This is a genomic window from Microcoleus vaginatus FACHB-2002 (genome assembly GCF_040004035.1).
Taxonomy (GTDB): domain Bacteria; phylum Cyanobacteriota; class Cyanobacteriia; order Cyanobacteriales; family Microcoleaceae; genus Microcoleus; species Microcoleus vaginatus_C.
Genome location: NZ_JAMPLN010000026.1, coordinates 63,961 through 88,173 on the forward strand (window position 1 = coordinate 63,961; position 24,213 = coordinate 88,173).

The following is a 24,213-nucleotide window of genomic DNA, read 5'->3' on the forward strand; positions in this document are numbered from 1 at the left end:
GAGTTAGGGCGAGGGAGATAAATTGTGAGTACAAATGACAGCAAACCATCGGTTTTTATTGTTACCGGAATGCACCGTTCCGGCACGTCTTTAACAGCTTCTTTGTTTCAGAAAGTCGGGGTTGATATTGGTAAAAAGTTAGTGGGTCCGGCCGACGGAAATGTGAAAGGTCATTTCGAGAATGTTGATTTTGTGGAATTTCACAAAAGTGTTTTGCGATCGCACGGTATTGATGAACTCGGATGTACGTTTGAAAAAACGATTCCGGTAGCAGCGGAATACGTGGAAATCGCCAAAAGGGCGATCGACCAAAATCAACTTCCTCACAAACATTGGGGTTGGAAAGACCCCCGAACAGCCCTTTTTTGGGATTTTTGGCTGACTTTGCTCCCCGAAGCTAATTTTATCTGTGTTTATCGATCGCCCTGGGAAGTAGTCGATTCCCTTTACCGCCGGGGAACCGATGTCAGCTTGCTGCAAAATCCCAAAATGGCAGTAAAAATGTGGATTCACTACAATCAAAAAGTTTTAGAACTTTACGAACGTTTCCCCGATCGCTGTCTCCTAGCCAATGTTTACCCCATCGGCAACACTCCTGAACTTTTCCTCGATCGAGTCAACGAAAAATTTAATGTTAACTTAGGTGCCATACCGGGCGACAATTTTGAAGAATCTTTATTAGTCAACGATATTGTCAAAAGTCACAGACCGAGTTTAATAGAAAAATATTTTCCCGAAGCATTAGAACTATATGAACTTTTGGAAACCCAAGCTGGCAATCTCAGCAGCGAGTCGAAAGGTGCGATCGAGCAAGTTATTCATTTCCCAGCATCTCCAGTCTGGCCATTTGAAGATTGGCTAAAAATCCGCTTGCTGGAAAAACAGCAAAAAACTAGCTCTTCCGAACTCAAACAGTGGCAAGAACAATTTCACCAGGCCCAGGCGAAAGTGTTGGGATTAGAGACAGAATTAGGAGTAACTCAAGTACAGCTTGCAGGCAAAGAATCAAATTTTCAAGAAGCTTTAGCAAAACTCCTCGGATTAGAAACAGAATTAGGACAAACTCAGGTACAGCTTGCAGGCAAAGAATCGCAATTTCAAGAAGCTTTAACAAAAGTCTTAAAATTAGAAGCAGAATTAGGGCAAACTCAGGTACAGCTTGCAGGCAAAGAATCGCAATTTCAAGAAGCTTTAGCGAAACTCCTCGGATTAGAAACAGAATTAGGACAAACTCAGGTACAGCTTGCAGGCAAAGAATCCCAATTTCAAACAGCTTTAGCAAAAGTATTAGAATTAGAAACAGAATTAGGGCAAACTCAGGTACAATTTGAAGAGACTGAATTTATATTGCAGCAAAAGTTAGCTGAGTTAATTCAGTTAGAAAAAGCACAAAGTCAAAATCAGGAAAGATTAAAGGATACCCAGGAAAAATTAGAACACTCCCGCCAGGAAAATGAAAATTTTCGGGCAGAACTTGCTATCATCAAGTCTTCAATATGGTGGCAAGTGAGAGAAAAGCTGTGGGAAATTCAGCGCAAAATCCGCGACTTGTTCCCTAAATTTATTTTTTCGTTAGATCAACCCACTACTTGGCAAGTTTGTGATTCCAACCTGCTAATTGTCGGCTGGGTTTTTCACCAAAAAACAGAGACTACAGCAGTCCGCGCCAGAATTAAAGACCAGAGTTTCGCAGGCGTTTACGGCATAGATAGAAGTGATATAGCGCTAGCCCACTCTCATATTCCGGCTGCGAAGAAATCAGGTTTTACAATTCAATTGGAAGCGCCTGCCGGACGACACGAAGTGCTACTGGAAGCGCAAGATGAGCGAGGTAAATGGCATTTGTTGGCAGCTTATCCGTTGTTAGTTTCAACGATTCAAGCATCGTTAGATGTACCGGTGGTGTGGGAACAGCGTCAGGGTCAAATTTTGTTTGCAGGTTGGTGCTGCCACCACGATCGCAAAATTGCTAAATTAAGCTTGTTGTGCGGCGATACTTCTGTAGAATGCGCCTACGGTTTACGGCGAAAAGATGTCGGCGAAGTGTTTCCCGACTGGGTTAACAGTTCGGAAAGCGGTTTCGAGGCCCTTGTCGATTTGCCTCCTGGCGAATGGCACGTTTCTCTGCAAGCTGAGTTAGAAAGCGGGGAAATTTTATCTTTTCAAGCGCCTAAAAAATTGACTGTGCGGCGCTACCATATCTGGCAACGAAGTGCAGATAAGTTTGAGGAGTTATCAAGGTTTACAGCCGCAATTCAGCAGCGGGCGAGGGAAAGAAAACAGCGTCTCGGCAGAATTGTGCCGATGCCTTGGGAAATTGTGAAGGTGATTCGCCAGTTGGGGAAGATTTATCAGCAGCAAAAACAGTTTACTGCGCCGGGAGATTTGCTGCCACCTGCGGGTTTTGTGGTGCCTCAACCCATTGATAGATATGACGCATGGCTGGAGGTGAATCAGTGGAACGGTCGCGCGCGCGATTACTTGATTTCTCGGTTAAAATCGTGCCGGGAACCCCTGCCAAAAATTTCGGTAGTAATGCCAGTTTACAACCCGCAGATAGATTTTCTCGAAAGTGCGATCGACAGCGTAATTAATCAAGTTTATCCAAACTGGGAACTCTGCATTGCCGATGATTGCAGCACGGAACTTACTATTGCTGAAAAATTGAAAAACTGGGGTCAAAAGGACGATCGTATCCGCATCACATTTCGCACAGAAAACGGCAACATCAGCGCAGCAACCAACAGCGCCGCCGCCCTCGCAACAGGCGACATCATCCTATTTTTAGACAACGACGACGAACTCACTCCCGACGCATTAGGCGAAGTCGCCTTATATTTTGCCTCACATCCAGCCACCGATTTTCTCTATTCCGACGACGACAAAATCGACACTAAAGGTCGCAGATTCGCCCCGCAATTCAAACCGCAATGGTCGCCGGAACTGCTGCTTTCCTATATGTATCTCGGTCATTTGTGCGCCGTGAGAAGACACATTTTTGAAGAAATAGGCGGTTTGCGGATAGGTTTTGAAGGCTCGCAAGATTACGATTTTGCCTTGAGAGCAACCGAAATTTCTCGCCACGTCGCGCACCTGCCGCTAGTGCTGTATCACTGGCGAACCGCACCCGGTTCTACAGCCATATCTGGGGCGGCAAAACCCGCCAGTTTTTCCGCCGGTCAAAAAGCCATTCAAGACGCACTAAACCGCCGCAAAATTAACGGCAATGTTGCTCAGCACGCATGGGCGATCAAAGAAAATCTGGGCATATTTGCCCAGGATTTCCCGGATAATGGCCCATCAGTAACGGTAATTATTCCTACTAAAAATCAGCTAAAATTACTGAAAGCCTGTCTGGATTCTCTAGAAACTACAACCTACAAAAATTATCAAGTTGCCGTCATCGACAACGAAAGCGACGACCCGAAAACTCTGGAATACTTAAAGGAATTAAGTTGCCAAGTTTTGCGGATAAAAAATCCTGGGGGCAAGTTTAGTTTTGCAGCCATTAACAACCGCGCTGCGGAACAAGTGGACAGCGAATATGTGTTGTTTTTGAACAACGATACTGAAGTAATTAACCCGCGCTGGCTGAGTCAAATGGTGGGATACGCTCAAATCGCGGGCGTGGGTGCAGTCGGCGCGCGGCTGTTATATCCAGATGGCAGAATTCAGCACGCGGGCGTAATTCACGGGCTGCATCACGGTTTGGCTGGTCACGCTTTTAAGCTGATGAACAGCGAAAATCGAGGCTATCTTTCTCAAGCGATGGTAACGCGAAATTACTCTGCGGTAACAGCGGCTTGCATGATTACTCCGCGTCAATTGTTCTTAGAAGTGGGCGGTTTTGATGAGGAAAATTTTGCTGTTGCTTACAATGATGCAGATTACGGATACCGACTGTTAGAACGGGGTTATCGGTGCGTATATTGTCCTGATGCGGAGTTGTTGCACAAAGAGGGAACTTCTAGGGGTTTTACCGACAATCCTCAAGAAGTGGCGGCTTTTAGACGCAAGTATGCGGGGAAAAAGGACAGTTTTTACAGTCCTCACTTGTCTTTAGAAGATGAGTATTTTCATATTCAACCTCGACGGGTTTTTATGAAGGAAGAAGGTTCGGCAACGGATTTTGTAACGGATGTAACGGATGTAACGGATGTAACCGAGAAGGAAGAACGCAAATTTAGTGATTCTGGTTGGTTGGAAGCAGCCAATGGTTTTGTTAATCGTGTCAAAGTTTTGATGTGCAGCAATTCGCTGGATTTCACTGGTGCGCCGCTGCATCAGTACGAAATTGCCGTGAAATTGGCGGCTGAGGGTGTGGTTAAGCCGATCGTACTTTGCACAACAGACGGGCCCCTGCGTCAAGCTTACGAACAGCAGGGAATTGAAGTAATTGTGCGCGACAATCCTCTCGAACACATCTATCAGCGCGATGCTTATGATGAAGCCATCCGCAGTTTTAGCACAGAAATTGCAAGTTTAAAAGTAGATGCAATTTATGCCAATACTTTAGAAAACTTTTTTGTAGTTGATGCCGCGCACCAAATCGGAATTCCTGTGGTGTGGAACGTGCACGAAAGTGAACATTGGCAAACTTATTTTAACAGGTTTGGTTCGGAGATTGCGGCGAGAGCTTTAGAGTGTTTTCGCTTTCCTTACAAAGTTATTTTTGTGGCAGATGCCACGCGGGACAGGTATTTGCCTCTCAACAGTCACCACAATTTTACAGTGATTCACAACGGCTTAGATTTGAGCAAACTGGAAAATTCGGAGAATTCTGAATTGGCTAGAAAAAGTTTAGGTGTTGCAGCGGAAGATGTGGTAATTTTGCTGCTGGGAACGGTATGCGAACGCAAAGGACAGCAGGATTTAGTTAAAGCGCTTTCACTTTTACCTGACAAATGGCACAATAAAATTAGGTGTTTTATTGTGGGCGATCGCCCGAGTATTTACAGCAATAAATTAGCCGATTTGGTGGGGGAATTGCCAGAAGAGTTGCGGCAAAGGGTGACAGTAGTTCCGGAAACTGGGGAGACGGGAAAATATTACAAATCGGCTGATATTTTTGTTTGCACTTCTCGCGTTGAAAGTTTTCCAAGAGTGATTTTGGAGGCAATGGCTTGCGACTTGCCAATTATTACAACGCCTGTTTTTGGAATTAAAGAACAAGTGCGACCTGGAATTAATGGTTTGTTTTATACGCCAGATCGCCCGGACGAATTAGTTGCAGCTTTGATTAGTTTACTGGAGGATAAATTTTTGCGGCAGGAGTTAGCTGAAAACGCTAAATATGTCTTGGATTCACTTAATACTTTTGAGGAAATGACTCAAGCTTATGGAGAGATTTTCTGCGAAGCATATTTCAGCCGTCATTAGTCATCTTACAGTGCCAGCCTCCGCCCCAGTGAAGGGCAGTAACTCACCTCGTAGACTTTTGGCAGGATTTAATATAATTTGCCAATAATTGCGGAACATATTGAAAATTGAGCCATCAATACTATAAAATAATCAAAAATGAACGATGAAAAAATGACCGATCGCCCAAGAGTAGATTATGAAAGGGCCTGGGACAGTTACGCCCAACAGTGGCAAAAAACTAATGCCGAACTTGCCCATATTGGCGACGAATGGATAGGTAAAGCTGCCGGTGCCGCTAACTCCTTAGCCGAATACGAAGCGCTGATAGAACAGCAATTTATTGCACCGTACATCAAAAAAGAACATACGGTTTTAGAAATTGGTATCGGCGGGGGAAAAACCGGTTCGCTGCTGCTGAAATATTGCGATCGACTAATTTGTGCCGACATTTCCAGTCAAATGCTGCAAGCGGCGCGATCGCGCTTGGGAGACGATCGCGTTTCTTACGTCAAACTCGACGGTTTAACATTAGACGGCATCGCTCCAGGTTCAGCCGATGTCTGCTTTTGTTACGATACAATGGTACACGTAGAGCCGGTAGATATATTCAACTATCTGACTCGAATTCCCAAACTGCTGCGGGGCGATCGAATTTGCGTGTTTCACCACACAAATATTTTTAGCGAATTAGGGTGGCAAAAATTCGCCAGCGAGTGGGACAAAAACTTGCTAGGGCACAGAGACGGCACAGCATTTTCAGTTATGACTGATACAATTATGGAAAAATTTCTCAACCATTTAAACTATCAAATCATCCTGAAAAATACATCTTCAGTACCGCGAGATTGCGTCTGGATCTGCAAAGCACCAACCCCCAATGAATAAAACCAAAGCTTTTTAGCAGAATCAAAATATTTTATTCCAACAGTCAACAGTCAACAGTCAACAGTCAACAGTCAACAGTCAACAGTCAACAGACAACTGACAATGAAAGCATTATTTCTCCATCCCAACTTCCCCGCCCAATACCGCCACATTATCACGGCTTTAGGCGCAGATCCGAAAAATCAAATTGTTTTCGGCACTAAAAACGAGCGCCCAGAGTGGAACATTCCCGGCGTTCGCAAAGCAGCATTTACCCCCAGCCGGGAACCCCACGCGCAGACTCACCAATACGTCCGCCCTTTAGAAAGTGCCGTCATCTACGGACAAGCCGTATTTAGAATGGCAGAACAACTCAAAGCAGACGGTTTCGTACCCGATATTATCTGCGGACATTCCGGTTGGGGGCCGACATTGTTTGTCAAAGAAGCTTTTCCAAATACGCCACTTTTGTGCTATTTCGAGTGGTTTTATCATGCTATTGGTTCCGACGCAGATTTCGACCCAGCGGAACCTTTAACAGTTGACGATATGGCCAGAATTAGGATAAAAAATGCGCCGATTTTGATCGATTTATATTCTTGCGATTGGGGTTTGTCGCCCACTTATTGGCAGCGATCGCAATTCCCGCCAGAATTACAACAAAAATTATCCACACTCCACGACGGCGTAGATACCGATTACTTCAAACCAGACCCCGGTGCTAAACTGGTTTTGCCTAACTTAGACTTGTCTGGCGTTGATGAAATTGTCACCTACGTATCGCGGGGAATGGAACCTTACCGGGGTTTTCCCGAATTCATTGAGTCGATCGCCTATGTACAAGAACGCCGCCCCAACTGTCACGTCGTAATCGTTGGTTCAGAAAGAGTTTGTTACGGTCGTTCTTTACCCAACGGCGAGTCTTACAAAGACTATATGCTCAAAAAAGTGCCGCTCGATTTGTCGCGAGTTCACTTTGTCGGCCCCCTACCTTACGGACTGTATTTAAAAGTAATTCAAGCATCCGACGTACACGTTTATTTGACCAGACCTTTTGTGCTATCTTGGTCGATGATTGAATCTCTATCAACCGGATGTTTAGTAATCGGTTCCGACACAGGGCCAGTCAGAGAAGTTATCCGCGACGGAGAAAACGGTTTGCTAGTCGATTACTTCTCACCGAAACAAGTAGCCGATCGCATTGATGAAGTTTTAGACCATCCTACCCGCATGGCAGAAATTCGCATCAAAGCCCGTCAAACCGCCCTAGAACGCTACAGTTTAGCTAAAATGCTGCCGCAACATCTACAACTGATCGAGCAAGTAGCAAATCGTTCCATGCCGCCTACAGTTGGTATGGAACCAGAACGGGAATTAGCAGCATCTTTTGCAGTGAGAATTTAGTAATAAAGTTAGTCAAGACTACGCGCTGCATAATAGCGGGATGATTTTGATTTTTTTGTGGGATGGGCGTCCCGCCCGTCCGGCTTATTTTTGATTTTTTTTGTGGGATGGGCGTCCCGCCCGTCCGGCTTATTTTTGATTTTTTTGTGGGATGGGCGTCCCGCCCGTCCCATGTATTTTCGGGCGTTGCATAATGGAAGTATGAACTCCCCTAAATGTGTCCTAAATGTGAATCAGCCCCAATCAGCAATAGCAAGGGAGCATCTCATATTGGTAAAAATACTTCTTCTCCTTCTTTCTCCTGCCTCAAAACTCCAATTTCTAGCTTGGCTGCAAAAGTGAGATGCTCCCGCAGGCTTCTATCCGTCTCTTACTTTATTACCTAAAGTATGGGAATATCCCCCTGCCTGATAGATTTTGATTATAGTTGTGCAACCCTTAAAATTTATTGAAATCCATTCAGTTAAAATTAACTAAGAAATACCCAAAGCTGTTTCAGACATCGTAATTAAATTATTACCAAAAACTTTCTGGTGAATTGGAATATCAATAATAAAGATTGCCCCCTGATTAGGAGCTGAAATACAATTGAGCTGGCCCCCGTGTTTATCCACTACAATCTGATGGGAAATTGACAGCCCAATACCAGTACCCTTCCCGATAGGCTTAGTAGTAAAAAATGGCTCAAATAGGTGTTGGCTAATTTCTTCGGTCATCCCAGGGCCGTTATCCTTAATATGAATTAACACCCGATTAGATTCCGTGACCTCCGTGCGAATGAAAATCTTAGAAGGATTAGCTTTCATTTCACTTAACGATCGCGTCGTATTATAATCATCTATGGCATCAATAGCATTAGCAACAAGATTCATAAACACCTGGTTAAGCTGACCCGCATAACACTCTACCAGAGGCAGATTGCCGAATTCTTTAACAACCTCAATTGCAGGTCGATCGCCCCTTCCTTTAACGCGGTTATGCAAAATTAACAGAGTGCTATCAATACCCAGGTGAATATCCACCGGTTTCATTTCAGATTCATCCAAGCGCGAGAAGATTCGCAGCGACTGAACAATTTCGCGAATCCGGTCTACACCTACCTTCATTGAACTCAGCAATTTAGGTAAGTCTTCCACCAAAAAATCTAGTTCTATTTCCTGTATTTTCTGTTCAACTTTTTGTCCAGCCGCCGGGAATTCTTGCTGATAAAGATTGACTAGATCAATCAGATTTTGGGTATAATCATGGGCGTAAGAAAGATTCCCAAAAATAAAATTGACGGGATTATTTATTTCATGGGCCACACCTGCCACAAGCTGACCTAGAGAAGACATTTTTTCGCTCTGAACAAGTTTAGTCTGCGTGATTTGCAATTCTCGAAAAGCCTTTTCTAAACATTGAGCTTGGGTTCGCAATTGAGCTTCCGATTCTTGCAATCCCGCCTCTGCTTGCAGACGCTCTTGAATCTCCTGTTTGAGTAATTGATTGGATAGAAAAAGTTCAGCCGTCCTTTCGTCAACTCGCCTTTCCAACTCCGATGCCAGCTTCAAGAGCGAAGATTCCGCTTTGACACGCTGTTCGATTTCTGCTTGCAAGCACACATTTTGCTCTAGGAGTTTTTTCGACAGGTTGCGGAGCTTCATGTGGACATTAACACGAGCTAAAACCTCTTCATGCTGAAGAGGCTTAGTGATATAATCCACCGCACCCAGACTCAAACCTTTAACCTTATCCACCGTATCAGCAAGAGCCGTCATAAAAATCACGGGAATGTCTCTCGTTAAATCATTCGCTTTCAAACGGCGACAAGTTTCAAACCCATCTATTCCCGGCATAAGCACATCCAACAGGATCAGATCTGGCGCAGCATATGCGACCTTCTGGAGAGCACTTTGGCCATCCCTAGCTACCAATACTTTAAAGCCAAAATCAGCCAAAAAATCGAACAGGACACCTAAATTAGTCGGGGTGTCATCTACGATTAAAATGGTGCTTGGTTCGGCAAGTTCACTACTCATTAGTTGTCGTCCTATATTGTTTAATAAACTCTAGAATTTGTTGTTCTTCAAATCCTTTTGCTAACTGGCGCAGATGGGTAGCAAAGGGAACCCATTGCTCATTGAGTTGTTCGAGTTTTGCAGCTCGCTCCGCAATCCCTCGGAGATCGCCCATCATCGCTAGATCGAATAGAACGGCTATTTCCTCATCGGGAGGAGCTACAATTTCAGAACTTAGAGATTTTGTTTCTCCTTCTGCTTTCCTAATCTCTTCCTGGTTTTCTTCATAAATCCATTCTAACCCTAAATGAGTACGTAATTTTTCTAAAAGCTCCTCGATTCGTATGGGTTTGGGAATAAAATCATTGCAACCTACCTCGACACTTTGTTGTCGATCGAAATCAAAAACGCTGGCCGAAGTAGCAATCACCACTAACTTAGTCTGACCTAGTGATTTGCGAATTCGGCGCGTTGCTTCTAAGCCACTCATTACTGGCATCATCAAGTCCATTAAAATACAGTCTGGTTTAAACTCTGCCACCTTGTTTAAACAGTCCTGACCCTCCGTTGCTTCCAGAACTTCAAATCCTAACGGCTGAAGCATTCCCGCAATGATCGAACGATTCTGCCACTTATCGTCAGCTATGAGAATTTTTCGCTTTCCGCCTTTGAAACCAACGATGGTGTGGGCATTTGCTTTGGCTGCATTAGTCGCCCATTCGGATACCTCTGGCAAATCTAAATCGAACCAGAAAACGCTCCCTTGTCCTAATGTACTCTTCACCTTTATTTCACCGCCCATCATCTGGACTAATTGGCGGCTAATTGCCAGTCCCAACCCGGTTCCTTCAACCTTACGGTTGGCATCCCCTACTTGGTGAAAAGGCAAAAATATATCTTGCAATTGCTCTGGTGCCATACCAACTCCGGTATCTTCCACTTGAAACCGGATTTTGCCATCCTGATATCCTACTTTGAATGCCACCCCACCTTTTTCGGTAAACTTAATCGCATTGCCGAGTAAGTTGATTAAAACTTGGCGCAACCTTTTTTCATCACCCTGGACGGCAATAGGTAGTTGGGTAATTGCCTCGTAAATCAGGGAGATTCCCTTTTGTTCTGCCCGAATATTGCAAATTTCAGCCAGGCCTTCCAAAAATTCTGATAAATGGAAATTACTCAGGTGGATTTCCATTTTTCGGGCTTCGATTTTAGAGAGGTCTAAAATATCGTTAATCAGGGTTAAGAGGTGATCGCCGCACTGACTAATGACGTTCAGACCATCTTTTTGCTGGTCAGCCAAGTTTTTTTGTCGTTTGAGGATTTGCGTGTAACCCAAAATGCCATTAAGTGGCGTTCGGAGTTCGTGGCTCATATTAGCAAGAAACTCACTCTTGGCAGAGTTGGCTGCTTTCGCTAATTCTTCTGCTTTTTGTAAATGGATATTTTTTTCTTGTAACTGTTGCGTTCTTTCTGCCACCTTCGCTTCTAAAGTAGCGTTGGCGGCTTCCAAATCGTTATAAAGACGGGCATTTTCAATTGAAATAGCTGCTTGAGAAGATAAAAGTTGTAAAACTTCTAAACGATCGGGAGTAAAAGCACCAGTTGTGAGATTATTTTCTAAATAAAGGATACCTGTAAGTTTTGCTTGATGAACGATAGGAGTACATAATACTGACTTTGGTTTTTGGTTGACGATATAAGTATCCGCTGTGAAGGTTCCCTCACAAGTCGCATCGCTTAATACAACATTTTCCTGAGTTCTGGCAACATAGTTAATCAAAGATATGGGTAGTTGCTGACTATTTTCCACTGGTATTGTTTGCAGCACCTCTACATCGCTATCTACGGTTCCATAGGCTTCTATTAGTAAACTTCCCGCTTTTTCTAAAATGAAAATGCCACTTTGAGCGCCCGCATTCTCGATCGCAATTTTCATCAGTTTTGCCAACAGCTTACTCAGTACAATTTCACCAGAAAGAGCTTGGGATGCTTTGATCACAGTAGCTAAATCTAGAGCTCCTGCGCTTCCTCCACTCGTCGAGGTAGTGGTCATCGTGACCGGGCTACCTTGACTTTCTGGCTTGGCTATCCGGGAAAGTATTTGAGGATATCTGGCTTCTAAATCTTTGACTATAGCTTTCGCTCCCCAGCGACTATATCCGTAGTAAGCATCGGTTAAATAAAGCCGAGCAATTTTATCTTTAGCGCGGGACAAATAAAACTCTGCTGCTAGTTCGTTGGCTAATGCTTCTTCTTGGATATATCCCTGTTCTTTGGCTCCGGCTATGGCGCGATCGTAATAATCGCTCGCTTCTAAAGGTTGTCCCAAAATCCGCGCTTTTTCTGCCTCTACTAACTCATACTTGTGCTGGAAGTTAGACGGTGCATAAAACGCCCATGTCTTTAATTTTTTTTGATTCGCTGTTAATTCACTTAGGTATTGTTCTTTCTGGTTTGGTTCCGCTTCAGGATAAACTGCTATAAGGGCAAGAGAATAGTAAACGTTGTAGATACTCATGTGCATTAATCCTGCCCCCGTGTCGGCATATTTTAATGCTAAGTTTGCACTCGACACTGTTTTATTTGGCTCTTTAAATAGATAAGAGAGAATCATTTTGCCCACATGGTAAGCATAGAGCAAAGTCCCAGTGTTAGACGCCTCGATTCCTGGCAGTAGTTCTTCTTCATTAAAACTTTCACCTAGCAAAAAGTATTTATCAGAGTTTTTGTCGAGTAGATTGTTAACTATTTGCTGGTAAATTTTAATAAATAAAGTATCGTATTCTTGTTTTAGTTTAATGGTTAGGGCAACATACTTTGCCTGTTCCTGCTCAACTTTCTGTAGTTCCCGCCCGCTGAAAAATAACTGATTGCAATAATTGACGGTACTGTGACAAGCATATTCTAGGTCTCCAGTTTCCACACCACTTTGAATGGCATCAATCAAAGGTTCTAGGGTAGTTTTAAGCGGCTCTTTCCAAAATTTAATCAGACAATTAAATACACAAAGTATTTTCGATTTAAGGGTAATCGTGTTAAACCTTTCTAGTAGCAAAATAGCTAGTTTACCAAATTGATATCCAGAATCTATGTCTCCTAATCCTCCACAGAGTAACACTCCATACCACACATAAGCAACAGCGACTTGAGGCGAATTTCCATACTTAATAGACAAGATTATTTTTGTATAAAGAATCCGCGGAAAAATCGCTGGATTTACAACAAAAGCCGGCGTTGTCATGATATTTAATATCCGCATAGCTGCGAGCTTATCGGGAGCTGTCATTGGCGGCAAGTTAGCTAAATCATCAAAGATTAGTTCTTGAGGGGGTTCTTGCTCTAGGCGAACTCCAAACCTTTCTAGAACGGCGATCCCATTATCTATAGCTGATTGCATCCTATTTTGAGACATCTCTAATTGAATTTTCAGCTCGTAGAACTTGGCTTTTTCCAGAAGGGTTTTCGCTTGTGTCAGGCTCGTCTCACAAAGCTGTTGCGATCGCTCATAATTAGTGTTTATATATTCAGTTTCTGCTGCTTCCAGATGCAGGTTAAACGTCAGCTCATATTGACTCTCCCAGCTATTCTCCGCAAGTAATACTAAACCCACATTCAAATATTTGACAGCAGACTCATAAGCTGTGGCAGCTTTGGCTTTCTGTGCGGCGATCAGATTCAGTTCTGCCAACTCATATCTTTCCAACTCTAAAGTGATTAAATCCGTTCCATAATTTAGTTGGTTAACCAGTGCAAAGATATTTTCTTTTCGTTCTTCAGGGGTTGTGGAATTCAGCAGTAGTTGACCAATTTTTCGGTGAGTTTCTTTTTTCTGCTCGTCGGGTATCAGAGAATAAGACGCCTGTTGCACTCGGTCATGCAAAAACTTGTAAGTAACATTAAACTGCTCGGTTGAGTTTTCTGTAGAGGTTTCCGAGTCAAATAGTAGGGGGATTTTGTAGGAATTATTTAGTGGCAGAACGAAACCAGCTTGTAGCGCTTCCCATAAATCCCTTGCCGTCTCTGATTGAGATTTTTTATTAGCAATTGCCAAAACGTCTAAACTAAATTTATCTCCTATACAGGCAGCTAATTTTAAGACATTCTGCGTCGGGGACGATAGTTTTTGAATTTGGCTGACCATCAATTCGACCACATTATCGCTGATATCAATGCCTTGAAGCAGTTGGATATCCCACTGCCAACAAACTTGATTGAAATCAAAGGAGAGGAGTTGGTCTTGATAAAGGGATTTGAGCAGTTGAGTTAAGAAGAAGGGATTTCCCTGGGTTTTCTTAAAAACTAACTCAGCCAGGGGTAAAACTTCGGAAATGTGACTGCGAAGAGTTTCGCTCACTAATTGGTTGACATGAGAGATATCCAAAGATTGGAGGATAATATTATTTATTGTTGCGCTGGTATTTTGAATTTGCTCTAATGTATAAATTAAGGGATGAGTGGCACTGACTTCATTATCCCGATAAGCGCCAATTAATAGCAGATATTTACTATCTGGATCGGTCATAATTAGCTGGATAAGCTTGAGAGAGGCAGAATCTGCCCACTGCAAGTCATCCAAAAATATCACTAGGGGGTGTTCGGGTTTACTAAACACCTGTATAAATTTTTGAAACACTCGATTAAATCGGTTTTGAGATTCAGTGGGTCCCAAAGTCGGAACCGCAGGCTGTGGATCAATAATCTTTTCTACTTCGGGAATAACCTCAATAATAATTGACCCATTGGCACCAAGTGCTTCGAGAATTTTAGCTTTCCAAATTGCTATTTGAGCAGAATTTTCAGTGAGCAGTTGCCGCATCAATCCTTGAAATGCTTGAATTAAAGCAGCATAAGGAATATTCCGCTTAAATTGATCAAATTTACCAGAAATAAAATACCCTCGTGCTCCCACTATAGGCTTATCAACTTCGTTAACCAAAGAAGATTTTCCGATACCTGAATAACCGGAAACTAGCATCATTTCCGTTGTCCCACCACTGACGCGAGCGAAGGCTTCTAGCAAACTAGCAACTTCTCTTTCCCGTCCATAGAGTTTTTGCGGAATCATAAATTGGCTGTAGGAATCTAGTTGACCTATAATAAAGGGGAAAATCTCTCCCGCAGAAAGCATCTGCTGGCAGGTTTCCAAGTCAATTTTTATTCCGAAAGCACTTTGATATCTCTCTTCAGCAGTTTTAGATAATAATTTCATTACAATTTCAGAAACTGCATCCGGGATTTCGGGATTCAGCTTTTGAGGTGGTATTGGTGCTTTAGCTATATGGCAATGAACGACTTCTAGGGGGTCTTTTGCGGAAAAAGGTAGCTTACCCGTCAGCATTTCATAAAATGTAATCCCAAGGGAGTAAAAGTCGGTACGGTAGTCCACTGACCGGTTCATTCTGCCGGTTTGTTCCGGCGACATATAAGGGAGAGTTCCTTCTAATAAGTTGGGATTTGTGACGGTTTGATTTTCTCGCTCTAAAAGAGAAGCAATGCTAAAATCAATAATTTTTACTTCCTTTGTCTCTGGGTCAATTAAGATATTTTGGGGCTTAATGTCTTTATGGATAACATTACTGTGATGAATATCTCCAAGAGTTGTTGCCAACTGAATTCCAATTTTTAGAAAGGCGTCTATAACCAAGGGTTGATTGTTAAGATAATCTTTCAAGGATTGACCACTAAAATTTTCTACAATCAGCGCTAAGCCGTTATGATAGTTTTCTAAAGCTATGGGTTTGACTATTCCTGGACTGTCTAAATGTCGAAGTATTTTATGTTCGTGTCTTAATCGGGAAATTTCTGCGATTGTCGGATGCTCAGCTTTGAAGGTTTTGATAATTGCTGAGGTTCTATCAATGTCTTTTGTGCCGCGATAAATAATCGTACTGACACTTTCGTAAATAGCTTCGCTTAGGTTGTAACCGAAAACAGTAATGCTCATATGCGTAATTTCACTAAAAATAAATTGAAGAGTAGGCGGTATTTCCGTAGGTATACTGATATTTATGAGAGAACGGAATTAAAAAACTATTTTCTATGCACTCTAAATAAGTATAATCTAAGCTTTTTGAGTGATATTTAAATTTTAACAAATCTAAATATGCTGGTTCGGTACTTAATATGCGAGAATCTTTAAATTTCATTAAGTATTTAAATAAACTCCTGAAAAAATTAACGACAAAATTGCTGAATATCCCCGGTGTGATAGTAGAGGATAGCTTGGACACAGAAGAGGCGATTATTTTATCGGTTAGAGTAATAAAGAAAACACCAGTTGGCCCACGATGTGATCCAACCAATTATTGTCTTTATCAAAATAACGTAGTCCTGACTATGCAGGACTACGCCAATTTTAACAGGAAAAAGTGGCTGTACTTGCTTGAAAGTACCGATTTTTGTTACTATTGTTAAAACCCAACTCAATTCTTATGAAATCAACTACTAGGGCGCTGAAAGAATGGAATGTAGCAGTTAATGCTTTGGAACAAGGTCAAACGATTGTGCTGTTGCGGAAGGGGGGAATTCGCGAGCAAGCAGGACAGTTCAATGTCACTGACAAACAGGTTTTGCTGTATCCAACTTTTGAACACCAACAGCCGGGTTTATTAAAGCCGGAGTTTGCACATCACGTCAAGACTGTCGAATCTGGTTGGCATCCGGAAGTTATTACAATTGGCAGTTGGGCGGAGATTACTGATGTTTTTTTGGTAGCTTGGCAACCGGCAATTACTGCGCTATTTCCGTACCATATTTGGAATGAAAATTTTGTCAGCGATCGCCTGAAATGGAAACAAAATCAGCCAATTTATATTTTATTGCTGCGGGCTTATCGCCTTGCCGCAATTCGCGAAATTCCCTACATTCCTGAATACGGCGGTTGCCGTTCTTGGATCGATTTGGCAGATGCTATTTCGCTGGAGGGAAGCCAAGCTGTTTTGAGCGATGGAGAGTACATTAAACGTTCAAATGAAATCCGCAATCTGATAGCAAATCCTGCGAATGCTTCTGGTTAGCAGATAGTGACAACTCTGACGGAAGGTAGTCAGGATTTTAGTCCTCATTAATAGTTTTTAAGGTACTTTTCGAGAGGCGCGCTTCTACCCAACCCAGCCCAAAATCTGCAGCTAATGCCATTAAAGCGGCCGGAATTGCCCCCGCCAAAAGTAACTGATTGTTGACGGTAGCAACGCCCCGAAAAATAAACACCCCCAAGCCACCGGCACCAATTGCAGCGGCGATTGTAGCGAGTCCGATCGCAATTACCGCAGCAACTCGCACGCCCGCCAGAATCACGCCCAGCGCCAGGGGAATTTCCACTTGCCATAACAGTTGCATATCAGTCATCCCCATGCCTCTTCCGGCTTCCGTAATCGCTGGATCGACGCCGACAATACCAGTATAAGTATTGCGGATAATAGGCAGTAAAGAATACAGAGTGAGGGCGATAATTGCAGTGCGATCGCCTATTCCACCCAATACCGGCACCGGGATTAGCAAGCCAAACAAAGCTAAACTGGGAATTGTTTGCATAATATTAGCAAATCCCAAAATTGGCTTTTTCAATTTAGGTTTTCTCGTGGCTAAAATTCCCAGGGGCATCCCCACAATAATAGCGAGAAAAATTGCCACAGTTACTAAATATAAATGTTCAGTTGCGCGCTGAATTATCTCAGCGCCATAGCGGTTGATAAAAATTATCATTGGGGAATTGGTTATTGCTGATTGCTGTCAACCTTATAAATCATTTTCCATTTCAGGACTTGGTTCACCAGGATAGAAGCGAGAGTCCAGAATTTCCTCTAAGCTGTAAAGGCAATTTTGAGGAAATGTTTTGAGAGGTAAATCGGTTTCTCCTACTGCCAAATCTCTCCCGTTTTGATAAGCTTCTTGGAAAGCTTCTTGCAAGTAAGGTTTCAGACTTGGGTTATCTTGTATCAGTCTCTGAGTGTCCCGCCGCTGCACTCGAATTGTAGACAACCAGCTACGACTCCGCTGCTGGGGCTGATATTGCCACTTCAGCAAATGTCCCAGCAAAATGCTCAAACGATTTCTAAGTTCTTGACGTTCCTGTTTGCCCAAAGATTCAATCTCCTCAATTAAATTTGGCAAGTCAAGTTGACTCCACTGACACTTGCGAAGTAACTTGGCTTGTTCTTGCGTCCAAGCATAGAAGTCTGTCTCGTAAAGACTGTGCATCGTTTGATTATCAGCTTAGTTACTAAAACTATATTATCAAATATTGGCTAAATCATTCAAATTTAGCTACTTGCAAACATTCAAGAAATGCCCCAGCTTCGGGATGCTGAGATTTGAGAAAATCATCAGGTGTTGCCAATTCAACCAACCGTCCGTCTTGCATCAAACCAATTCTAGAAGCTAACAAAAAAGCTTCTTGAATGCCGTGAGTCACAAAAATCACAGTTTTGCCAAGTTGCTGCTGCAATTGACCGAATTCCCGCTGCAATTCCAGACGAGTAATCGGGTCTAAAGCACCAAACGGTTCGTCCATTAACAATATCGGAGGGTCAGCCGCCAGTGCTCTAGCGACGCCTACCCGCTGCCGCTGTCCGCCGGATAACTGATGGGGATAGCGTTTGGCGAAGTGCTGCGGGTCGAGGTTGACTAATTCTAACAGTTGCCGGACGCGAGATTTAATACGATCGCCCTCCCAACCTTCTAATTTTGGCACTAAACCGACGTTTTGCTCGACGGTAAAATGGGGAAACAAACCAATTTCTTGAATCACATAGCCAATTTTTCGGCGCAGTTGAATTGGGTTCCACTGAGTTGTCGGTTTTCCCATGACAAGAACTTCGCCGCTGCTGGGCGTTAGTAAATTGTTAATCAATTTCATGGTAGTAGTTTTGCCACTCCCGCTGCGTCCCAGCAATACTAAAACTTCTCCTTGCAGCACTTTGAAATTGAGTTTGTCTACTAAATGCCTGCGGTTGAGGCGATATGTCACGTCGAGGCATTCGACAGCAACTTCATTATTGAGAGGCATGATTAGTTCCGGTGATTTGGATTTTCAGGAATTTTAGAACTTACAGACAAGGGGCTAGAAACCCGGTTTTTTTCTTAGATAATTTGCTGCTTAACCCAAGATTTGTCAGAGAAACCGGGTTTATGAGCGTAAGTCCTAAAATTCACCTCAGCGAGCATCGGGGGACAATTCCCAATTCTAAAATCTAAAATCTAAAATCTAAAATCGACTTGATTTTGCCATTCTAGCAGTAAGGCTCGACATTGGAGGCAAGTTAATTTTTTGAGCAAGTCGCGAATTCCGTCTGGGGTGACAGGATATGCAGCACCGATAAGTTCGGGGTTTACTGTTGCTGTAGGGTGCAATTCTGCAACAAAACCGTAGAGTTTTTGATTGGAAAAGGAACTGTTTATTGCCCAGCCGACGGTGTTGATCGGTTCGATGCGGGCGATCGCACTTTCTGTCACGCCTAATTCTTTCTTGATTATAGCTGGAACTGTCGCTGCTGGCGTTGCTTCGGCTGGTACGCGACCGCCGGGAAAATCGAGGGTTGCTTCTGCCACGCCGGGGCGATACATCGGTGGGGGAAACAGCAATTTGTCAGCTTGAATGGTCAAGATTACAACTGAATCTGCTCTTTCTACTCGCCAATATTCTACTGTTTTTCCTTCGGTTGTTTCGAGATGTTCGGCGATTAGTTTTACCCAATGAGAGTTGATTTCTACAAAGCGGTCTAGAGTTTTCCACTGGGATTTTGCAGTTTGGTTCATGTCGGAATTTTTGGAATAAATTAGATATTTTTTGCTATGGTAGCCGATTGTTAACGAGCGCAACAATAGCCGATCGACCTTTTCAGCTTTGAGCCAGTTTTTTCCTCTCGATTGTAAATTTTTGCTACAAGGCTACACATTTGCCTGGGAAATTCCGTAGCATAGACTACATAATGAATTTTTCTGCGCCTCCGCTCTGGGTTGTTTCAACCGCGCCCTGGTGCAGACTCTTAGCTAGACAGGAGTAGTTATGCAACTGCAAACAGATATTCGTACTTGGCAATCCCAACCAACGCCCGGAAGCTTCGCCAGTGTCCGCGACTGGGAAAAATTTGGCTGCGCCGTACCTGCACCCAAATTAACTCCTTCTATGTGGGTTAAATTGTTCAATCCGCCAACCGCATTCAGCTTTGACGAAGCGTGGCTGTTGTGTGAATGTTCGGAAGAACAGTGGCTAGCTTGGATTCCTGATTATGGCGAAATTTTACTGAGTACACATGAATTTTGCGCTACTAAATCCTGAATTACGCAGACAAACTTTCATAAACCAGGTGTTAAAATCTATCTCCCTCGGGTTTCACGGGATTTTTTGGAAAAAAGCTGGTTTCTGCGTAATTATGTCGTTTGCAGTGAGGAATGCAAGTCCTTAAACCTTGATAAGGACTTGCATTCCTCACTACAAACCTCTTATATGATGTCGTTTCAGCGGATCTCATATAAGTCCTAATAGATATTAATTGAAATTTCGCCAACAAAAAGAGCAATAGGTTTTCTATTGCTCTTTTTGTTCAAAAACACTCTCTAGTTTTTATCTTTAAGATAGCGGAAGTTATATCAACTGGCCTCGATTGACCCCAATATCGCTGCGGTGACGGGTTTACTGTATCGATGCTTGCATGGGAGATATTGGTGAACCCGCCCTTACAGCAATTACGGTCAATTTAGCCCCTGTGATATTGCTGGCTTATTTGCAAACTGCACGGTTATTTGCGTTTCTAACAATCGTGCCTACTCTACCATTAATCTGAATCGGGTTCTTAGTGCTGGCTCGAATCAAGAGTGGTTGTTTGGCCAGACATTCTCTGATTGATGCTGCCCAGGCGGTGAGAGCTCCGGTGTATTCTGTACGACCCGCTGGGGCGCGAAACTGATCGGTAATTAGAAAATCCGAGGTGATGCTAGTGTCAGTAGCAACATTGGTAATAATTGGAAAGTCAAAGGCTCTGGGCAAGGTTCTGTCCTGGATTCTGCCCGGTAGCAACTGGTATCTCTTCGAGCCACCCTTGTAGTCAATACCTGCTTCAGGGCTTGTGGGAGGGCTTGTTTGAGCCAAGGCGGAAACAGGCAAGCTTGCTACCAAAACGGTGCAGACACTCCAAAATAATTTCGATTTCATCTGATTCATCTCCTCAACTTTATGACAATTAGCACTAATTAGGTAGGCTCTAAAAACAGTTGCTTTTATGAAAAAAGCGCCTCATGACATTGAGCTTTTGAGTTTTAGTTTAACCTACCTACTTTATTACCAAACATTCTCAAAAACGTTAAAACTGGTTTGCCTGACAAACTGTAGAAGAGTTTCAGTTGAGTTAAATATTTACACATCTGAAGTTGTTACAGCATTTGGGAGTCGGTTTTACCAGAATGATTCATTTTTGAGCGATGTCATTGGAACTTTATCAAATTTTGTCTCAGATATCAAGTTTTGCCGATCGCGTATCACGTTTTAACACTGGTTTGCGGCTCGATCGAGGTTTGAGTGTGGCGCGCTATACCAGGGCGAGAAAGATGCTAGAGTGCATCGATGGGCGTTTGAGTATTTTCAGGCGACAATAGACAGAGAAGGGGCTTGAAAATAGGTGATTTTAGTGGAAGATAGTAAATTTATCGACGTATCGGGGATTATGGGTGTTCCCGCGGCTCCGGCGGGTTACAAATCGGGCTTTGTGGGTATTGTCGGACGCCCGAATGTCGGAAAATCAACGCTGATGAATCAGTTGGTGGGGCAGAAAATTGCTATTACTTCGCCGGTGTCTCAGACGACGCGCAACAGGCTACGGGGAATCCTAACGACACCGGAAGCACAAATTATTTTTGTAGATACTCCCGGAATTCACAAGCCGCACCACGAATTGGGCAAGGTTTTGGTGCAGAATGCCCGCACCGCGATTCAGTCGGTGGATGTGGTGCTGTTTGTGGTGGATGGTTCCGTGGAATCGGGAGGGGGCGATCGATATATTGTCGAAATTCTCAGCAATATCGGCATTCCAGTGATTTTGGGGATGAATAAGTTGGACGAACAACCGTCGGATTGCGTGTTGATCGATCGAACTTACGAGCAAATTGTCAATCCTGAGTGGCCTGTAGTGAAATTTTCGGCTCTCACGGGCGAGGGTGTCGAGCCGCTGCAACAATTGTTAATCGAACATTTGGAGGTTGGGCCTTATTATTATCCGCCAGATTTGGTGACTGACCAGCCGGAACGCTTTATTATGGGCGAATTGATTCGGGAACAGATTTTGCTGCTGACGCGGGAAGAAGTGCCGCATTCTGTAGCAATTGCGATCGACATAGTTCAAGAAGAAGCAAAAATTACGCGCATTCTGGCGACAATTCACGTCGAACGGGATTCCCAAAAAGGCATTTTAATCGGTAAAAGCGGCAGTATGCTCAAGTCGATCGGCAGTGCGGCCCGCGAACAGATTCAAAAGTTAATTGAAGGCAAAGTATATTTGGAGTTATTTGTCAAGGTGCAGCCGAAGTGGCGGCAGTCGCGCACTCGTTTGGCGGAATTGGGTTATCGGGTAGAAGAATAAAACTTTATCTGTTGGCAGTTTCCCTCTCTTAATCCTGATGTGCTCAGAAGCAGATTAAAAACAAGATTGACAACTTTGCCAGCTCCGCAGCCATAGGCTAAGTTTTTGCAAAGGTCGAGAACACAAGGACGATAATTCCAACTATGAACTACCGAAACCACATCACGATCGAAGCAAATAAACGCGGTGGTAAGCCTTGTGTACGCGGCTTGCGAATTACGGTTTATGAAGTGCTTGAGTACCTGGCTTCCGAGATGACCGAAGCAGAAATTCTTGACGATTTTCCCGATTTGACGCGAGAAGATTTAAAAGCCTGCATTGCTTATGCTGCTGACCGCGAGCGTCGGTTTATGACCGCGACCTTATCGGCATGAAATTACTTTTTGATGAAAATTTGTCGCCCAAGTTGCCGAATCGTTTGAGCGATATTTTCCCAAATTCGCTTCACGTTCGAGATGTGGGAATGAAAGCAACGATCGACCCAATAGTTTGGGATTATGCAAAAAACAATAATTTGATGATTGTCTCGAAAGACGCGGATATGCACGACCTGAGCTTAGTATTTGGGAACCCACCGAAAGTTATTTGGCTTTGCCTTGGAAACTGTTCGACATTGCAAGTTGAAAATTTGCTACGTCGGAATTTTAACGCGATCGAATTATTTTATGAAGACGAGAATTTATCGCTGCTTGCTTTATCATAATGCACCGATCGCCCTAGTGTGCGATCGACTCTAAATGCTCTCTAATCTAAAATCTAATATAGATAGGTTTTTTCAGTGCGGCGGCTTCAGTGATTGAGTCGAATCGTGTGGCGACCTCGATCGAGGAAAGGAGATTCTGATGGGGAGTAAGAAGGGGTTGACATACATCCTCGATCTGCGGTATTATTCGACTACATTTAGTATTGTACTGCAACTGCGATACAATTATAAGTTAGGCTGCTTTAATTATCGTGAGGTCTGGTCTTCAAGTTCGTCTGCTGAGTGGCAAATCTTGAAAGCTCTAGTACACTTATACAAAGAAATCTACAATTTCGATAATCATTAGAATACTTAATGTCAGCTCTCGATTTTAAGGAAATTCCTCAAGCCAACTTAGCTAACGGCAAACAAGATGAGTTCGAGTTGTTTGCAAGAGATTTTTTCGCATATTTAAGCTACAAAATCATTTCTGAGCCAGATCGAGGACAGGATGGAGGGAAGGATCTTCTAATCCAGGAATCTCGAAAGGGTATTGGTGGCGAAACAACGGTTCTCTGGCTTGTGAGTTGTAAGCATTTTTCCCACTCAAATTCAGGAAAGGGCAAGGCGGTGGGTGTCGACGACGAGATAAATGTTGCAGATAGATTAAGCTCTAATAGATGCGATGGTTTTATTGGTTTTTACTCAACGATAGCTAGCTCTGGTTTAACCCAAAAACTCGAAGGTTTATCAGAAAACAAGCGTGAAGGATTTCAAGTTTTTCATCGTGGGAGCATTGAGGCGTTCTTGTTCAGATCTCAAGAAGGACGACAAATAGCTCGAAGGTATTTCCCAAAATCTATGCAGTTATGGGATGAATCAAGTGAAACTACTAACAATCCTTTGATACATAGTGATAGTGAATTGGATTTGAAAATAACACGCCAGAAATACTATGAAGAATACATCCAAAGGAAAAGAAAAAAAGAAAGTTAAATCTTTCATATATTTGGACGACTACAAGATGTATTCTATATCTTCACAAATATTTGAGGGATTAACAGAATATGTTATTAGTCACTCCAAAAATTCTGATAAGGATTTAGAGAGCCAAGAAGGGCCTATTGGGTCAGGCAGAGTATTGGCTGACATAATTAGTCGGGAGTCCTCTACTGAGGAACGAAAATTTGTAATTGCTCAACCCCCTTGACAAGAAGACAAGATAGACATTAGATCAAGGAATGGAAAAACTCCCCGACCTAAAACAGCTATCGAACGAGGCAAAAGAAGCCTTGATAGTAGAGCTATGGGAGAAAATCCAAAAACTAAC

The 24,213-nt window shown here is 43.2% G+C and carries 18 protein-coding genes; 11 read left to right on the plus strand and 7 right to left on the minus strand.

Translation table 11 applies throughout. The features are described 5' to 3' along the window. Positions 1-24: 24 nt before the first annotated feature. The 3 genes from NDI35_RS20975 to NDI35_RS20985 all read left to right on the plus strand — a co-directional run bounded on the left by NDI35_RS20975 (position 25) and on the right by NDI35_RS20985 (position 7,629). Positions 25-5,379, plus strand: a complete 5,355-nt coding sequence (locus tag NDI35_RS20975; RefSeq protein WP_445314418.1) for a glycosyltransferase — start codon at positions 25-27, stop codon at positions 5,377-5,379. 138 nt (positions 5,380-5,517) lie between these two features. After that, the gene (locus NDI35_RS20980; protein ID WP_445314419.1) at positions 5,518-6,246 is read left to right on the plus strand and encodes a class I SAM-dependent methyltransferase; all 729 of its coding nucleotides are present in this window, start codon (positions 5,518-5,520) and stop codon (positions 6,244-6,246) included. 102 nt (positions 6,247-6,348) lie between these two features. After that, the gene (locus NDI35_RS20985; protein ID WP_333073645.1) at positions 6,349-7,629 is read left to right on the plus strand and encodes a glycosyltransferase family 4 protein; all 1,281 of its coding nucleotides are present in this window, start codon (positions 6,349-6,351) and stop codon (positions 7,627-7,629) included. A 473-nt stretch (positions 7,630-8,102) separates the two neighbouring features. Here the strand turns inward: NDI35_RS20985 and NDI35_RS20990 are convergent, their stop codons facing one another. Then, positions 8,103-9,647 (minus strand): hybrid sensor histidine kinase/response regulator, encoded by a 1,545-nt coding sequence (locus NDI35_RS20990; RefSeq protein WP_445314420.1) that lies wholly within the window; start codon positions 9,645-9,647, stop codon positions 8,103-8,105. Next, the gene (locus NDI35_RS20995) at positions 9,640-15,573 is read right to left on the minus strand and encodes a hybrid sensor histidine kinase/response regulator (protein WP_445314421.1); all 5,934 of its coding nucleotides are present in this window, start codon (positions 15,571-15,573) and stop codon (positions 9,640-9,642) included. The genes NDI35_RS20990 and NDI35_RS20995 overlap by 8 nt, the downstream gene beginning before the upstream one ends. 487 nt (positions 15,574-16,060) lie before the next feature. Between NDI35_RS20995 and NDI35_RS21000 the strand changes: the two genes are divergently transcribed. Further along, positions 16,061-16,645, plus strand: coding sequence for a DUF1802 family protein (locus tag NDI35_RS21000; RefSeq protein ID WP_445314422.1), 585 nt, complete (start codon positions 16,061-16,063; stop codon positions 16,643-16,645). Positions 16,646-16,682: 37 nt separating this feature from the next. On the opposite strand, the gene NDI35_RS21005 is transcribed toward NDI35_RS21000, so the two are convergent. The 4 genes from NDI35_RS21005 to NDI35_RS21020 all read right to left on the minus strand — a co-directional run bounded on the left by NDI35_RS21005 (position 16,683) and on the right by NDI35_RS21020 (position 19,385). Continuing rightward, a complete protein-coding gene (locus NDI35_RS21005; RefSeq protein WP_445314423.1) occupies positions 16,683-17,333 on the minus strand; it encodes an ABC transporter permease in 651 nt (216 codons plus the stop codon). A gap of 33 nt (positions 17,334-17,366) precedes the next feature. Continuing rightward, on the minus strand, positions 17,367-17,828 hold the full coding sequence (locus NDI35_RS21010) for a DUF29 domain-containing protein (protein ID WP_190739667.1): 462 nt from the start codon (positions 17,826-17,828) through the stop codon (positions 17,367-17,369). A gap of 52 nt (positions 17,829-17,880) precedes the next feature. After that, a complete protein-coding gene (locus NDI35_RS21015) occupies positions 17,881-18,636 on the minus strand; it encodes an ATP-binding cassette domain-containing protein (protein ID WP_445314424.1) in 756 nt (251 codons plus the stop codon). Between the two features lie 191 nt (positions 18,637-18,827). Continuing rightward, positions 18,828-19,385: an NUDIX hydrolase gene (locus NDI35_RS21020; protein WP_445314425.1), complete on the minus strand. Its 558-nt coding sequence runs from the start codon at positions 19,383-19,385 to the stop codon at positions 18,828-18,830. Between the two features lie 250 nt (positions 19,386-19,635). On the opposite strand from NDI35_RS21020, the gene NDI35_RS21025 reads away from it, so the two are divergent. Further along, positions 19,636-19,908, plus strand: coding sequence for a hypothetical protein (locus tag NDI35_RS21025; protein ID WP_333170030.1), 273 nt, complete (start codon positions 19,636-19,638; stop codon positions 19,906-19,908). Positions 19,909-20,349: 441 nt separating this feature from the next. Here the strand turns inward: NDI35_RS21025 and NDI35_RS21030 are convergent, their stop codons facing one another. Beyond that, positions 20,350-20,781, minus strand: coding sequence for a hypothetical protein (locus NDI35_RS21030; RefSeq protein ID WP_445314426.1), 432 nt, complete (start codon positions 20,779-20,781; stop codon positions 20,350-20,352). Positions 20,782-21,047: 266 nt separating this feature from the next. Between NDI35_RS21030 and NDI35_RS21035 the strand changes: the two genes are divergently transcribed. From NDI35_RS21035 to NDI35_RS21060, 6 genes are all read left to right on the plus strand, one after another. Beyond that, on the plus strand, positions 21,048-21,221 hold the full coding sequence (locus tag NDI35_RS21035; protein ID WP_445314427.1) for a hypothetical protein: 174 nt from the start codon (positions 21,048-21,050) through the stop codon (positions 21,219-21,221). A gap of 68 nt (positions 21,222-21,289) precedes the next feature. After that, complete coding sequence (gene era, locus NDI35_RS21040) at positions 21,290-22,201, plus strand: GTPase Era (protein ID WP_445314436.1); 912 nt, start codon at positions 21,290-21,292, stop codon at positions 22,199-22,201. A 143-nt stretch (positions 22,202-22,344) separates the two neighbouring features. Beyond that, positions 22,345-22,575 (plus strand): DUF433 domain-containing protein, encoded by a 231-nt coding sequence (locus tag NDI35_RS21045; protein ID WP_006634608.1) that lies wholly within the window; start codon positions 22,345-22,347, stop codon positions 22,573-22,575. Further along, entirely contained in the window at positions 22,572-22,904 is a 333-nt protein-coding gene (locus tag NDI35_RS21050) for a DUF5615 family PIN-like protein (protein ID WP_445314428.1), read from the plus strand. The genes NDI35_RS21045 and NDI35_RS21050 overlap by 4 nt, the downstream gene beginning before the upstream one ends. 354 nt (positions 22,905-23,258) lie before the next feature. Next, the gene (locus tag NDI35_RS21055) at positions 23,259-23,879 is read left to right on the plus strand and encodes a hypothetical protein (RefSeq protein ID WP_445314429.1); all 621 of its coding nucleotides are present in this window, start codon (positions 23,259-23,261) and stop codon (positions 23,877-23,879) included. Next, entirely contained in the window at positions 23,839-24,093 is a 255-nt protein-coding gene (locus NDI35_RS21060) for a DUF6414 family protein (RefSeq protein WP_445314430.1), read from the plus strand. The genes NDI35_RS21055 and NDI35_RS21060 overlap by 41 nt, the downstream gene beginning before the upstream one ends. The last annotated feature ends 120 nt before the right edge of the window (positions 24,094-24,213 follow it).